General features: G+C 61.7%; 13 protein-coding genes and 1 tRNA gene. 4 read left to right on the top strand and 10 right to left on the bottom strand.

Going from position 1 to position 14896, the window contains the following annotated elements; all coding sequences use genetic code 11:
- The first annotated feature begins 174 nt into the window (after positions 1–174).
- A tRNA-Val gene (locus tag M3P21_RS12505) sits at positions 175–289 on the top strand.
- 115 nt (positions 290–404) lie between these two features.
- Here M3P21_RS12505 and M3P21_RS12500 read toward each other — a convergent pair.
- From M3P21_RS12500 to M3P21_RS12460, 9 genes are all read right to left on the bottom strand, one after another.
- On the bottom strand, positions 405–1127 hold the full coding sequence (locus tag M3P21_RS12500; RefSeq protein WP_249710367.1) for a porin: 723 nt from the start codon (positions 1125–1127) through the stop codon (positions 405–407).
- Positions 1128–1307: 180 nt separating this feature from the next.
- Positions 1308–2453 carry an iron-containing alcohol dehydrogenase gene (locus M3P21_RS12495; RefSeq protein ID WP_249710366.1) on the bottom strand — a complete coding sequence of 382 codons (1146 nt, stop codon included), beginning with the start codon at positions 2451–2453 and terminating at the stop codon, positions 1308–1310.
- Positions 2454–2457: 4 nt separating this feature from the next.
- Positions 2458–3834: an aldehyde dehydrogenase family protein gene (locus tag M3P21_RS12490; RefSeq protein ID WP_249710365.1), complete on the bottom strand. Its 1377-nt coding sequence runs from the start codon at positions 3832–3834 to the stop codon at positions 2458–2460.
- Positions 3835–3837: 3 nt separating this feature from the next.
- Entirely contained in the window at positions 3838–5202 is a 1365-nt protein-coding gene (locus tag M3P21_RS12485; protein WP_249710363.1) for a glutamine synthetase family protein, read from the bottom strand.
- Between the two features lie 33 nt (positions 5203–5235).
- Positions 5236–6879, bottom strand: a complete 1644-nt coding sequence (locus tag M3P21_RS12480; RefSeq protein ID WP_249710361.1) for a Na/Pi cotransporter family protein — start codon at positions 6877–6879, stop codon at positions 5236–5238.
- Between the two features lie 133 nt (positions 6880–7012).
- Entirely contained in the window at positions 7013–8047 is a 1035-nt protein-coding gene (locus M3P21_RS12475) for a TRAP transporter substrate-binding protein (RefSeq protein WP_249710360.1), read from the bottom strand.
- 69 nt (positions 8048–8116) lie between these two features.
- Positions 8117–9442 (bottom strand): TRAP transporter large permease, encoded by a 1326-nt coding sequence (locus tag M3P21_RS12470; RefSeq protein ID WP_249710359.1) that lies wholly within the window; start codon positions 9440–9442, stop codon positions 8117–8119.
- Positions 9442–9960 carry a TRAP transporter small permease subunit gene (locus M3P21_RS12465; RefSeq protein ID WP_249710358.1) on the bottom strand — a complete coding sequence of 173 codons (519 nt, stop codon included), beginning with the start codon at positions 9958–9960 and terminating at the stop codon, positions 9442–9444. The genes M3P21_RS12470 and M3P21_RS12465 overlap by 1 nt, the downstream gene beginning before the upstream one ends.
- 31 nt (positions 9961–9991) lie before the next feature.
- Positions 9992–10786: an N-formylglutamate amidohydrolase gene (locus tag M3P21_RS12460; protein ID WP_249710357.1), complete on the bottom strand. Its 795-nt coding sequence runs from the start codon at positions 10784–10786 to the stop codon at positions 9992–9994.
- Between the two features lie 94 nt (positions 10787–10880).
- Here M3P21_RS12460 and M3P21_RS12455 point away from each other — a divergent pair, with 94 nt between their 5' ends.
- The 3 genes from M3P21_RS12455 (at position 10881) to M3P21_RS12445 (ending at position 14104) form a co-directional block, all read left to right on the top strand.
- Complete coding sequence (locus M3P21_RS12455; RefSeq protein ID WP_249710356.1) at positions 10881–11753, top strand: MurR/RpiR family transcriptional regulator; 873 nt, start codon at positions 10881–10883, stop codon at positions 11751–11753.
- A gap of 153 nt (positions 11754–11906) precedes the next feature.
- Positions 11907–13184 (top strand): Hint domain-containing protein, encoded by a 1278-nt coding sequence (locus M3P21_RS12450; RefSeq protein WP_249710355.1) that lies wholly within the window; start codon positions 11907–11909, stop codon positions 13182–13184.
- A 68-nt stretch (positions 13185–13252) separates the two neighbouring features.
- The gene (locus tag M3P21_RS12445; protein WP_249710353.1) at positions 13253–14104 is read left to right on the top strand and encodes a class I SAM-dependent methyltransferase; all 852 of its coding nucleotides are present in this window, start codon (positions 13253–13255) and stop codon (positions 14102–14104) included.
- 116 nt (positions 14105–14220) lie between these two features.
- Here M3P21_RS12445 and M3P21_RS12440 read toward each other — a convergent pair whose 3' ends face one another.
- Complete coding sequence (locus M3P21_RS12440) at positions 14221–14835, bottom strand: L,D-transpeptidase (RefSeq protein WP_249710352.1); 615 nt, start codon at positions 14833–14835, stop codon at positions 14221–14223.
- Positions 14836–14896 lie beyond the last annotated feature (61 nt).

Genomic DNA, 14896 nt, shown 5'->3' with positions numbered 1-14896 from the left:
CCTCGCCTATGACCGTTCCCCAATTTGTAGGCACAAATACACAACTGTGCGTTAATCACCGCTGCAATTCCGCTGCAATTACCCGCTCGCAGGCGGCTGTTCACGCAACTTCGGCCATCACCGATGTTGCATCATTGAACACTTTGTGTGACAATTTATACCACTGAAATCATTGGGTATTCATAGCTCAGTGGTTGTGGCGACAAGCGAACACGAAAATGGTAGGATTTGATAGAGCGCTTCGTTCACATCGAAGATGTCAGGAGTTCAAATCTCTTATCACCCACCATTTTTCAGATCATGTGACACGGTCAAAGATGTCCCGCAGAGCAGGGCACCGCTTGCGCTGATGTTGCGCGAAGCATCCTGAGCACCCGGCAGCGTGGCCGCCGGGCGCGTTCTGATCAAAGGCCGGGCAGCTTGTCGAGAAGGCCGCGACGACCAAAGGTCGTGCCGCGTTCGCTGCCGAAGTTGATGCGCAGACCGGCAGCGATGTAGGCTTCGGTTCTGCTGAAGCTGTCAACACCTGCCCGGGCACCGCCAAGCTCACCGTAGATGTGGGCACCACTGCCCAAATTGTAGTCGGCACCGACGCTGTACCGAGTCAGATCGACATCACCCGAGGCATCCAGGTAATCCACCGAGGCGGACAGGGTGAACAAAGGTGCAACTTCGCTGTCCAGCTTAAAGCCCAGCAGGGTGCCATCCGCATCGCCCGCATCGACGAAATCAATGCGCGAAACATAACCTTCGAGCCCGATCGCGCCAATTTCGTAACCCGCTTCGATTCCGTAGGTGTTGGCATCGTTGTCACCGTCCAGATCGTCGCGGTTATAATAGGCGCCAAGAGAGAGGTTGTCATTGGTGTGGTAGATGAAGTGAAGCGTCCCGTTATAGCCCGTTTCCTCGATTTCACGGTAACGGTAAACGCCCAAGTCTGCCTGGATACCGAAATTGCGGGTGAATCCAAGCTCTCCCGAGGCGGCCCCGTAAAACTTGGATCCGTCGTCGCTGTCGGTGAAGCTGGAATACCCGAGATCGAAATATCCGCCGGTGAATTCCGCTGCGCTGGCTGCGCCAGCACAAAGACCCGAGACCATGGCCCCGGCTACGATGATGTTTTTCATCAAACTGCTCCTGTTTGCGGGCGTTTGCCGCGTTTCGGCGCTGTCGCGCTCTGGCGTCAGATATAATTTCCGCAGTGCAGAAGAGAAAGTGCAAAACAGTCGCAGGGTGAGATTTGGTCAACTCAAGGCAGAACACCGCCAATGCCCGATTTGCAGGCCTTGGCGGTGCGTGCGAGTGGGTTACACCACCGCTTCGAACAATTTGCGGGTGTTCGCGGACGTCATCTCCACCGGGTTGCCACCGGTGGAGGGATCGTTGAGCGCATCGCGCACCAGCGTATCGAGATCGGGGTTGCGCACGCCAAGCTCGCTTAGCGTCCGGGGGATACCGAGCGAAGCGTTCAGCCCGTCCACATAGGCACAGAACCCGTCGAACCCGCCCTCGATGCCCAGATAGGCGGCGGCCTGGGTCAGCACGCCTTCGGCGGCGGGGCGGTTGAACTGCAGCACGGCAGGCATGCAGACCGCGTTGGTGGTGCCGTGATGGGTGTGGTGATGCGCGCCGATCGGATGGCTCATCGCGTGGATGGCGCCGAGACCTTTCTGGAACGCTGTCGCCCCCATGGCCGCTGCCGACATCATATGCGCGCGCGCCTCAAGATCGCTGCCATCGGCATAGGCGCGGGGCAGATATTCCTTGACCAGCCGCATGCCTTCCAACGCCATGCCCTGGGACATCGGGTGGTAATGCGGCGAGCAATAGGCCTCGACACAATGGGCAAAGGCATCGAGGCCGGTTCCGGCGGTGATGATTTTTGGCATGCCCACGGTCAGTTCCGGGTCGCAGATCACCTGCAGGGGCAGCATCTTTGGGTGAAAGATGATCTTTTTCTCATGGCTTTCCGAATTGGTGATGACACCCGCGCGCCCCACCTCGGACCCCGTGCCAGCGGTTGTGGGCACCGCCACGATCGGGTGAATGCCCGCCGGGTCGGCGCGGGTCCACCAGTCGCCGATATCCTCGAAATCCCAAAGGGGCCGCGTCTGGCCCACCATGAAAGCGAGTACCTTGCCCAAATCCAGCCCCGAGCCACCGCCAAAGGCGATCACCCCGTCAAATCCGCCTTCGCGATAAACCTCTAGCCCGGCGGCGACATTGCGTTCATTGGGGTTGGGGTCCACATCCGAAAACATGGCCCGGCCCAGCCCGGCGGCTTCCATCAGGTCCAGCGTGGTTTGGGTGACGGGCAGGTTGGCCAGCCCCTTGTCGGTGACCAGCAACGGTTTGGTGATCCCGGCCGCCGCGCAGGCCTCGGCAATTTCAGCGATCCGCCCCGCGCCGAAGCGGATGGCAGTGGGGTAGGACCAGTTTCCAACAAGTTTCATGGGCTCACGCCTTCTTCAGATGGTAGGATTTCGGGCGAGTCAGGGCGTGGAAGCCCAATACTGACAGACCCGCGCCGCGCCCGGTATCCTTGCAGCCGGTCCAGCACAGGCCAGGGTCGAGATAGTCGCAGCGGTTCAGGAACACGGTGCCGGTTTCCAGCCGCGCACCGATCTCTTCGGCCTTGGCGGCGTCGCGGGTCCAGATCGAGGCGGTCAGCCCGAACTGGCTGTCATTCATCAGCGCGATTGCCTCGTCATCATCATTGACCGGCATGATGCCGACCACCGGACCGAAGCTTTCCTCGCGCATCACGTCCATATCGTGGGTCACATTGGTCAGGATCTGTGGCGTCAGATAGGCGCCGCCATCATCGGCGTCAAAGCGGTCGATATGGGCGGTCGCCCCTTTGGCCATGGCATCCTCGATATGGTCGCGCACCACGCGGGCAAAACGGATATGCGCCATCGGGCCAAGCGTGGTTTCCGGGTCCAGCGGGTTGCCCAGTTTGTAGCCATTCACCAGCGCCACGGCCTTTTCGACGAAATCGTTGAAGAGGGTGCCATGCACATAGATACGCTCGATCCCGCAGCAACACTGACCCGCGTTGAACATCGCGCCGTCGATCAGCGTTTCGACGGCGGCATCCAGATCGGCATCAGCGCGCACATAGCCCGGGTCCTTGCCCCCCAATTCGGTCGAGACCGGAATGAACGTGCCCGCCGCCGCGCGCTCCATCGCCTGACCGCCACCAACCGAACCGGTGAAATTGACGAAATTCACGTGTCGGCCAGAGATCAGCTCGGAGGTTGTGTCGTGATCCAGCACCAGGTTCTGGAACACATCCTCTGGCACGCCCGCCGCATGGAACGCCTCGACCAGACGCTCGCCAACCTGCAGGGTCTGGGCGGCGTGTTTCAGCAGCACCGCGTTGCCCGCGATCAGGGCAGGGGCCACGGTGTTGATCGCGGTCATGTAGGGGTAGTTCCACGGTGCCACCACCAACACGACCCCATGCGGCTCGCGGGTGATCTTGCGCAGGAACGCGTCGCTGTCTTCCACGACAATCGGGGCGAGGCCGTCTTCGGCGATCTTGGCCATATGCAGGGCGCGTTCCTCGAAGCCGCCGAACTCACCGCCATAGCGCACGGGGCGGCCCATCTGATGGGCCAGTTCCACTGCCATACGGTCGGTGGTCTTGCCCACCTCGGCCACGCCCGCCTGTACCAGCGCGACCCGCTCGGCCAGCGGGCGCGCGGCCCAGTCGCGCTGTGCCTGCCGGGCGCGGGCGGCGGCGGCGCGGGCCGCGTCGGGGGACAGAACCGGACGTTCCAGATAAATCGATCCGTCAATCGGAGAGGTGCATTGTGTTGTCTTTGTCATGTCTCAGGCCTTTTCAAATCCACGGGCGATTTCCCAATCGGTCACCACCCGGTCAAACTCTTCTTGCTCCCACTCAGCGCAGCGGGTGTAGTGGTCGACCACCCAGTCGCCCATCGCCGCGCGCAGCATTTCTGATCCTCGCAGCGTCTCGACCGCATCGCGCAGGGTGCGGGGGATTTCGCGCGCCTCGGCATCTTCATAGAGATCGCCCGCCGTGGGCGCGGCAAGCTCCAGCTTGTCCTCGATCCCTTTGAGGCCAGCCGCCAGCAGCGCCGCCTGCGCCAGATAGGGGTTGAGGTCCGAACCGCCGACCCGGCATTCCATCCGCACTGCCTTGGTGCCTTCGCCGCACATGCGGAAACCGGCCGTGCGATTGTCTACTGACCAGACGGTTTTGGTGGGCGCGAATGTGCCCTTCATGAAGCGTTTGTAGCTGTTCACATAAGGCGCCAGGAACGCGGTGTAATCGGGCGCGTATTGGATCATGCCCGCGCAGAATTGCCGCCCCAGTTCCGACAGCCCATGAGGGGCGTCGGGGTCGTAAAAGGCGGGATCATTCCCGTGCCAGAGCGACAGGTGAACATGGCTGGCCGAGCCCACGCGATCCGCGTGCCATTTTGGCAAGAAACTTGCCGCATGCCCCTGAAGATGCGCGATTTCTTTTGTGGCGTGTTTGGCGATTGTGTGGTTGTCGGCACAGGCCAGCGCGTCGGCATAACGGATGTTCAGCTCTTCCTGACCGGCCTCTGCCTCGCCCTTGGTGTTCTCCACGGGAATGCCCGCCGCAAAGAGGTGATTGCGCAGCGGGCGCATCACATGCTCTTCCTTGGTGGTCTGCAGGATGTGGTAATCCTCGTTATAGCCCGAGATCGGGGTCAGGTCGCGGAAGCCCCCGGCACGGATCGCGTCAAACGTGCGGTCGAACAGGAAGAACTCCAGCTCAGTCGCCATCATCGGCGTCAGCCCCAACGCCTCGGCGCGGGCGATCTGGCGTTTCAACATCTCGCGCGGGGAATGGGGCACCGGCTCATGCGTGTGGTGATCCAGCACATCACACAGCACCAGCACCGTCCCTTCCAGCCAGGGCATCGGGCGCAGGGTGCTCAGGTCGGGTTTCATGACATAATCGCCATAACCTGCCTCCCACGAGGTGGCGGCATAGCCGTCGGGCGTCGCCATTTCCAGATCGGTGGCCAGCAGGTAATTGCAGCAATGGGTTTCCTGCCACGCAGAGTCGAGGAAGTTCTGCGCGTGGAACCGCTTGCCCATCAACCGGCCCTGCATGTCCACAAGGCAGACCAGAACCGTATCCACCTCGCCACTGGCCACTTTGGCCGATAACTCTTTCAGAGCAGATGCATCACTCATGGTGTCAATCCGTTTTCTTTTGTTTTCCGGGGGTCAGTCATTGACCCGCTCGCTTTTCATCTCGGTCACCAGCCGGGTTTCCAGAATCTGGCCCGAGCGGTAGAGGATCGGGTAGGCGATCGAGGCGATATGGCCGTGCAGGTCGCGCAGCGCGCGCAGGGTTTCCAGATGCAGGTCGCTGGACTGGAAGCTTTCAGCGGTGCCGCGTTCGAGACGCTTCAGGTGTGCCTTGCGGCTGGCGCGCTCCAGCCGCTTGACCTCGGCCTTGTCCAGAACCAGACGGCGGGCGCATTCCAGATCGTCCACCAGCAGCACGTGGCGGGCCAGCGCAAAGCTTTCGGTCACGGCCCTGTGCAGGTCCGACAGTTCCTTCCAGCCGGGGGGCGAGAACTGCACCCGTTCGTCATGGCGCGCCTTGGCAAAGCCGGTCATGCGTTTCGACACGATATCGCCCGCGGCTTCGACGCGGATGGCGTATTCGACCAGCGACCGGGCGGTCTTGATCTCGGACTTGGACATGTTCTGGCGCGGCATCCGGGCCACGTAGCGGCGGATATCGGTGAACTGTCTGTTCACCTTCTCGTCTTCCTGCAACAGCGCGGCGATCGCCTCGGGGTCGTCGTGCTGATATAGGTCGAGCGCAGGCCGCATCATCCGTTCGACCCGCGCGACCATCTGCAACAACTCCTGCCGGACCGAGGACATCGCCACCGCCGCCTGCGACCCGTGCGGGGCCTCCAGCGGGCTGAGCGGTTCCAGCAGGTCCGAGGAGGTTGTCTCTTCGTCTTCCTGCTCTGGCAACAGCCAGTTCATCGGCTGCTCCAGATGGCGCACGATGCCAAGCGCGCTCAGCGCCAGCAGCAGGTTGAAGCCGATATGGGCGCTGACCAGCGACTGGCCGGGTTGCCCCAGCAGCAGCGCGCCGGAGAGATCGAACAGGTTGATGACCATCAGGCACAGAAACGCCGCCGAACCGCGCAGCAGGAAATTGGCCAGCGGGATACGCTTGGGCACAGGCGGCAGGTCGCGGGTCAACCAGATCGGGATCAGCGCACCGCCCAGATTTGCGCCCAGCATCAGCGACAGACCGGCCGCAAAGGGCAGGGCGTCGACCTGCACCAGCGCCACGCACATCAGGATCGCGGCCACGCTGGAATGCATCACAAAGGCCAGCGCCGCGCCGACCAGAAAGGCGGCGAAATAGTCGGTGCTGAGATAGCCTGCAACGGCAGGCAGAAAGGCGCTTTCGCGGATCGGGTCGACCGCCTCGCGCAGGAATTGCAGCGAGATCAGGATAAAGGCGATGCCCAAAACGATCCGCCCGTTCAGCCGGGTGTGATTGCGGTCGGATTTCAGGTAGAGCCAGCCGCCGGTCGCCAGCAGGAAGGGCATCAGCCAGCGCAGATCGAAAGACAGCAACTGCACCACCAGCGCCGAGCCCAGATCGGCCCCCAGCACCCCGGCCAGCGCAAAGCCGAACCCCACCATGCCCGCCGCCGCAAATCCGGTCAGCAGCAGCGCCACCGCCGCCGAGCTTTGGATCACCACCGCCAGGGCGGTGCCTGACAGGCCCGCGATTGCGGTATTCGTGTGCCCCGTCAGAAGCCGCTCGAACATCGCGCCAAAACGCCGTTCGATCCCGGTGCGCACAAAGCGCACGGCAAAAAGCAGCAACATCGTTGCCGCGAATATCTCGACTATGAAACCTGCGATGGCCAGCAGAGTGTCCTTTCTTGTTTCCTCAGGTTTCGGTCAAAGAGTACCCCGGCGCGACCATATCCGCGCCGGGGCATGGGTCAAACCCGACGGATCAGCCGTAGCGATAGGGCCGTCCGGCCTTTTGCATCACGTCGTTGTATTTCTTGAAGATCTCGACCACCTTCGCCTTGGTCGGGCTTTCGGCGGCGACCTCGTCCCAGAACTTGACGGCGGCCTGTTCGACCTGCGCCCATTCTTCGTCCGGAATGGTGGTCAACTGCATCTTGGTGCCGTTCACGCGCAGATTGGCCTCACCGCCCCAATACCACCACTGGCGATAATAATGCGACTGGTCGCAGCAGACCTTGAAGAGGGTTTGCAGATCCTCGGGCAACTCGTTCCAGCGGTCCATATTGGCAAAGAAATGCCCCGCCCAGGCGCCCGAGACGTTGTTGGTCAGGAAGTAGTTGGTCACATCGGCCCAACCCACCGTGTAATCCTCGGTGATGCCCGACCATGCGATGCCGTCCAGCTCGCCGGTCTGCACCGCGACCTCGATATCTTCCCAGGGCAGGGTGACAGGCACCACGCCGAACTGGGCCAGGAACCGGCCCGCAGTGGGGAAGGTGAAGATGCGCTTGCCCTTCATGTCCTCCAGCGAGTTGATCGGGTCCTTGGTGGCGAAGTGGCAGGGGTCCCAGGCCCCGGCGCTGATATGTTTGACGCCGACCTTGGAATATTCCTCGTCCCAGATCTCGTTCAGCCCGTATTGGTTGAACAGCACCGGCACATCGAGGCTATAGCGCGAGGCAAAGGGGAAATAGCCGCCGAACACGGTGACTTCGGTGGGCGAGGCCATCGAGTCATCATCCGACTGCACCGCATCAATTGTGCCGCGCTGCATGGCGCGAAACAGCTCGCCCGTGGGCACCAGCTGATCGGCATAGAACAGCTCGATCTGCATCCGGTCACCGGCGATCTGGTTGAACATCTTGATGGCCGGGTCGATCACATGCTCGGCCAGCGCGGCCCCCGCATAGGTCTGCATCCGCCAGGTGATTTTGCCCTGCGCCAAAGCGGGCGTCGCCAGCGCGGCGGCGGCCGGGGCGGCAGCAGCGCCTTTCAGGAATGTACGTCTGTTGGTCATGTCTTCTCTCCCATTGTTGGTTTCACGCATCGAAACCTCGTCGGTTTTCCGCCCCGGTTTGGACCGGGATCACTTGTTGTATACATACTCCGGCAGCCACAGAGCGATCTGCGGGAACGTCATGATGATGCTCAGCGCCGCCACCATCACCAGCACAAACGGCAGGATCGAGCCATAGATGTCGCGCAGCGTGATCTCGGGCGGGGCCATGGCCCGCATCAGGAACAGGTTATAGCCGAAGGGCGGTGTCATATAGGCGATCTGGGTGGTGATCGTATAAAGCACCCCGTACCAGATCAGGTCGAACCCCAGCGCGCCCACCAGTGGCACATAAAGCGGGGCCACGATCACCAGCATGGCGGTGTCGTCGAGAAAGGTGCCCATCAGGATGAAGCTCAGCTGCATCAGGATCAGGATCATCCAGGGGTTCAGGCCCAGACGCTCGGTGAACAGGTTCTCGATCGCCTTGACCGCGCCCAGCCCGTCGAACACCGCACCAAAGGCCATCGCGGCCAGGATGATCCACATGAACATGCAGGTGATGCCCAGCGTCGAGCGCACCGAGGTTTCGAATACCTCGCGCGTCATCCGGCCCTTCAGCACCGCCACCGCAAAGGCGGTCAGCGCCCCGATGGCCGAGCTTTCCACCAGCGAGGTCCAGCCGTTGACAAAAGGCACCATCATCGCCGCGAAGATGCCGATGGGCAGAAGGCCCGCGCGCAGCAGCGCCAGCTTCTCGCCCAGCGGCACATCGCGTTCCTCGGGTGGCAGTGAGGGGCCGAGCGCCGGATTGATCCGGCAGCGGATCGCGATATAGGCGATGAACATCGCCGCCATCATCAGCCCCGGCACCACACCGGCCAGCCACAATTGCCCCACCGGCTGGCGCGCGATCATCGCAAACAGCACCAGCACGACCGAGGGCGGCACAAGGATGCCCAGACTGGACCCGGCCTGAATCACGCCGGTCACCATCTTCTTGTCATAGCCGCGTTTGAGCAGTTCCGGCAGCGCGATAGTGGCGCCGATAGCCATGCCCGCCACGCTCAGCCCGTTCATGGCCGAGATCAGCACCATCAGCCCGATGGTGCCGATCGCCAGCCCCCCGTTCAGCCCGCCCATCCAGACGTGGAACATCTTGTAGAGATCATCGGCGATCTTCGATTCCGACAGCACATAGCCCATGAAGATGAACATCGGCAGGGTCAGCAGCGGGTACCACTTCATCAGCTTCATCGCCGCCGAGAAGCCCAGATCATAGCCGCCCCGATCACCCCACAGCAGCAGCGCCGCCATCACCGCGACAAAGCCGATGGCCCCGAACACCCGCTGCCCGGTCAGCAACATCAGCATCATGGTCGAGAACATCAGGATCGCGATCAACTCATAGGGCATCAGATCACCTCGCGCGGGATGTCATCGCCCTTGAGGCGCAGGATGTCCTTGAACAGTTCCGACACTGCCTGCAGCAGCATCAGCGAAAGACCCACGATCATGATCGTCTTGATCGGCCACAGATAGGGTCGCCAGGCGGTCGGGCTGCGCTCGCCATATTGCAGCGAATAGCTGAGAGAGTCGTAACCGCCATAGAGCATGACGATCAGATAGGTGATCAGGAACAGCACGGTGATCGCATCGGTCCAGGCCTTGCGCCGTTCGGACCATTCTCCATACAGCAGGTCCATCCGCACATTGCTGCCCATCTGGATTGAATAGGGTCCGCCCAGCACGTAATAGGAGACCATGGCAAACTGCGCCATTTCCAGCGTCCAGAGCGAGGGCAGAAAGAAGGTCTTCGAGATCGACGACCAGAGCAGGATGCCCATCATGACAAAGATGCCATACATCACCACCCGCCCGATCCAGTGGTTCAGCCGGTCAACGATGCGGACATATCCCCTGAGAAAATTCAAATCCCCGGACCCTTGATCATGGTGCCTTTGATCATGATGATGCCGCCTCTTGTGACAAATCCGAGACCAGATCGGTCAGCATTGGCGACAGCAACCCGGCGATCCGGTTCACGCCCCGGGGCGTGTCGAGCAGATCGTTGCGCAATTCCAGCATCACATTGTGCTGCCCGCGTGAAACAGCGTGCTCGCGCAATGTATGGGTCACACCGTCGCGGGCAGAATATGGCTCGTTCAACGCCACGCGCAGCCCGCAATCAGCGGATCGCTTCAGCAGCACCTGTGCCGCCCGGTCATCCGTATCATGCAGGATGCCAAGTTCAACATCGCGGTGTACACCGTTGTAAACGGGCGTGAAACTGTGGATGGTTACGAGTATAGGCGGCTTTTTGTGCGCGGTCAGAACCTCGGCCAGAAGGTCGCGGAATGGCATGTAGACATCGCGCACCCGCTGCGCGTGATGCGCCGGGCTCAGCCCCTGATTGCCCGGTATGTCGAACCGTTCGCTGCGCGCCGGAACGGCGCTGTCGGCCTCGGGCGGGCGGTTGCAGTCATAGACCAGCCGGCTGACCCGCGAATGGACCAGAGGCGCATCCAGCGCGCCCATCAACTCCACCGCCAGTTCCATCGCGCCGACATCCCAGGCCGCGTGTGACTGCGCCGCTTCACCGTCCAGCCCCAGTCGATCCAGCGCTGCCGGGATGAACCGGCTGGCGTGTTCGCAGACCAGAACGGCAGCGCCGCTGCCCCGCGCATTCAGCACGCGCGCCGCCGGGCCTTCGAACGAGGATAGCAGAGGTGACTCGGGATCAATTGCCATGTGTAGCATTGGTTACAGCTTTGCGCTGACTGTCAACAATATTTCTGTAGACATGATTACAGAACCGCATAGGCTGTAACAATCGTAATCAGGACGCCCGCCCGTGACCCCGACCACCAAGCTCGTCAAGCAACAGATCCAGGAAGAGATGGAGGCGCTGACGCCGTCCGAGCGCCAGCTTGCCTCGATCCTGCTGCAGGATTACCCGATGGGCGGGCTGCAATCGATCACCAAGCTTGCCAATGCCGCCAGCGTCTCGACCCCGACCGTGATCCGGATGGCGCGCAAGCTGGGGTTCGACGGGTTTCCGGCGCTGCAGGACGCCCTGCGCGACGAGGTGGCAGCGCAGATCAAGAAGCCGATCGCCAAGCGGGATGCCTGGGTGGTGGACGAAGGGGCCGAACACCCGCTCACCCGGTTTGCCCAGACCGCCTGGACCAATATGCGTCACACGCTTGACCGGATCGACACGGGCATGTTCGACGCGGTGGCCACTTTGCTCGCCGATACAGCGCGTCCGCTTTACGTGGTGGGCGGGCGCATCACCCGCTCCAATGCCGATTACCTCTACAACCACATGCAGATCATCCGGCCCAATGTGACCATGCTGGGCAATTCCGCCAATGTCTGGCCGCAATATTTGCTGGACATGGACGAAGCCTCGGTCCTGGTGATCTTCGACATCCGCCGGTATGAGGCGCATCTGGCCAAACTGGCGCAGATCGCCTCGGAGCGCGGGGTGACGGTGGTGCTGTTCACCGACCAATGGGGCTCGCCCATCGCCCGCTCGGCCCGCCATACGTTCAACTCGCTGGTCGAGGCGCCGTCAAGCTGGGACAGCACCCTCGCGTTGATGCTGATCGTCGAGGCGCTGATCGCCGAGGTTCAGGATGCGCGCTGGGAACAGAGCAAGGAGCGGATCGAAGAGTTGGAGGCGATGTTCTCGTCCACAAGGCTGTTTCGGGGGCAGGGCTAGGCGGATAATGTGGCGGCCCGCCTTTGCGGTGTTTGAAAACCCTCTGATCAACCTTGTTGTGATGCCTGATATGGCGCGAACCCAATGCACTTGCTATCGTAGCGGCAGCTTGAATGGTTGCCTGTAGCTCCGGGTTGCCTTGAGGGACGCGAGATGCCTGTTTTTCTGACCCTGACCAATGCCGACATCAACAATGCGTCCTTCTGGGCCGGGCTTGATATCGGACCGAACAGCACAATCGACGTGTCAGGCGTCGGCAACGCGTTTCAGATCACAATGACCGGAAGCTCGATTACCTTCACCAACACCAATACCGGCGCTGTCACCACCTACACCAATTCCGATATCGCCTCGGGCTCGTTCAGTGAGTTCGTGGAATATACCGGCAACAACAATGCTGACAATGTCAGCGGCTCGGTCGGGCTGAATGCGGGGGGCTATTCCGGCGGGCGGGGCAATGACACTTTCACCGATGATGGCAGCCTTGGCGGTGCGATTGATGGTGGTCGTGGCAATGACACGCTGCAGGGCGGAGTCGGAGACAACAACATCATCGGCGGGCGTGGCCGTGACGTGCTGCTTGGCGGCTCGGGCAACAATATCCTCAGCGGCGGCATTGGGCGCGATACACTCTTTGCCGAAGACGGCAGCGGCAATCTGGATGGCGGTGCCGGGCGCGATGAAATTCATGCCGGGCTGAACACCAGTTTCGTGGATGGCGGCGCCAACAACGATACGTTGATCGTGCCCAAGGGCTCGACCGTAAGGCCGTTCTTTCCAGGCTCTACCGGCGGCACAGTCAGCCTACCGGGCGACCTAAACAGCTTCACCTATCAGAACATCGAAAACGTCGAGATTGCCTGTTTCACCGAAGGCACTCTGATCAGAACCCCGGAGGGTGAATACGTGATCGAAGCGCTGCAGGTTGGCGATCTTGTCGAAACCCTCGATCACGGGGCCCAGCCCATCCGCTGGATCGGCAGACGCCGTATAGAGGGGCGGGGCCGGCATGCACCGGTGCGGTTTGCGACCGGTACGATCGGCAATGACAGGCCGATCCGGGTTTCGCCCCAGCATCGCGTGCTGCTTTCGGGCTGGCGATGTGAGCTGCTGTTTCACGCGCCAGAAGTGCTCTGTGCGGCCCGGCATCTATGTGACGGCGATCGGATTCACGCTGCGCCCTGCGACCACATCACATATGTCCACCTGATGTTTGACCGCCACGAGATCGTGTTCTGTGAAAACGCGCCGCTGGAAAGCTTCTTTGCGGGTGAGCACATCCTGCAGGCCGATCGTGCGTGTTACGACGAACTGGTCGGGCTTTTTCCTGAAATTGCCAATGGTGACCCCATCGCAGCCGCCCGCCCCTTTGTGCGCCACGCTGAAGGCGCGCTGCTGCAGGCGCGCTGCGTTTCGGGTCGCACGGTCTGACGGTGTGGGTTTGAAATCCCGGTATTTCCCGCTATTGAGCCGGAAACCCGCAGGATCAGGAGCAGGGCGTGAAGAAGAAAAAGCGGAAATTCCCGAAACTCAATGCCTTGCTTGACCCGTTTGATGTGAAACTCATCGACCGGATGGACGAGATGGCCGAGACCGAGCGTCTTGTGGCGTTCGAGCGTCGCGGTGGGCTGAAGCGGTCGGCCTATGCCTTGTCTCCGGGGATGGAGGGGTTCGATATCGCGCCGCTGGTCGCGGAGTATGAGACCCATGCCGAGAGCCTGCGCGCGCTGCAGGATCCCGACCGCAACCGGACCGGCTATCTGCCCCAGAACGGCTATTACGACCGCCCGGATGCGGATGCGCTTTATCTGATGATCCGCCGCTTCGCGCCCAAGCGGGTGATCGAGGTGGGCTGCGGCAATTCCACCCGTGTGACCCGGCAGGCGGTGCTGGATGGCGGGTTGGAGACTCAGATCACCGCCATCGATCCCTATCCGCGCGCCGATATCGCCCATGTGGTGGATACGTTCGAGCAGAAGCGGGTGGAAGAGGTCGATCCGGCGCTGTTTTCGACGCTGGAGGCGGGGGATGTCTTGTTTATCGATTCCAGCCATCAGGTGCGGCTGGGCAATGACGTGGCGCATCTGTTCTGCAACATCATTCCGCAATTGGCACCGGGCGTGGTGATTCATGTGCATGATGTTTTTCTGCCCTATGAATACCCCAAACGGTTTTTCTATGACTGTCCGTCATGGGGCGAGCAATACATGCTGCATGTGCTGTTGCAGGGCGGTGGGTATGAGATGCTCTGGCCTGGATATTACCTGCAGCAGGAGCGCCCCGACGCAGTGCCGGCGCTGCCGTTTCTGCAGGGCGGGCGGGCGCAGAGCCTGTGGGTGCGTAAACGCTGAACGGGGCTGTTTCGAAAAGGAGCGCCTGCGGCGCGCTTTTTTTGTTTGCGTTCACGCCACGCAGGCGCTGGGGCGTTGCCCCAGGCCCGGGTGCGTTTTCTATCGGATGAAGCGCTTCAGATCAGGCGCACCTGGGTGCCGATCTGGACCAGCGGATAGAGTTGTTCCACATGCTCGTTATAGAGGCCGATGCAGCCGGATGAGCTCATCCGGCCGATTTTACGGGTGTCGTGGGTGCCGTGTACCAGATAGGCGGGCCAGTCCAGATACATCGCGCGGGTGCCCAGCGGGTTGCCGGGGTCGCCTCCATCCATCCGGATCGGCAGGTCCGGGTCGCGTTCGCGCATGCTGGCGGTGGGAGTCCAGCTTGGGTTTTCGGTCTTGCGCACCACTTTGGTATAGCCGCGCTTGGTCAGTTCCTCGCTCATCGGGACCGAGGACGGGAACAGGCGATATTCGCCGTTCGGTCCCCAGTAATGCACCGCGCGGCTGGTGATGTCGGCCAGCAGGGCGCCCTTGCCCAGCGTGTCGAAATGGTCCTGCCAGTTCTGGCGGCGGAAGGACGAGACGTTGCGGTTCACCGGCACCTGCGTGCTGATGGGTTGTTCGGTCTGCGGGAAGGCGTCGCTGCTTTGGGCGCGCACCAGGGCCGGGGTTGCAAGGGTGGCGGCAACGCCCAGCAGGGCGCCGCGGCGGGTAATCCGGGAATTCGGCAAAGCTGCCTCCATCATCTGCTCAATTCTTCGCGGGGAAAATAGGGGCTCGGGCGGCGTCTGACCAGAGGGGGCTGAT

Origin of the sequence: Ruegeria spongiae, assembly GCF_023502395.1 — a bacterium.
GTDB classification, from domain to species: Bacteria; Pseudomonadota; Alphaproteobacteria; order Rhodobacterales; family Rhodobacteraceae; genus Ruegeria_C; species Ruegeria_C spongiae.
Note: the sequence above shows the minus strand (reverse complement) of the source record. Positions and strands in the feature narration are given on the sequence as shown.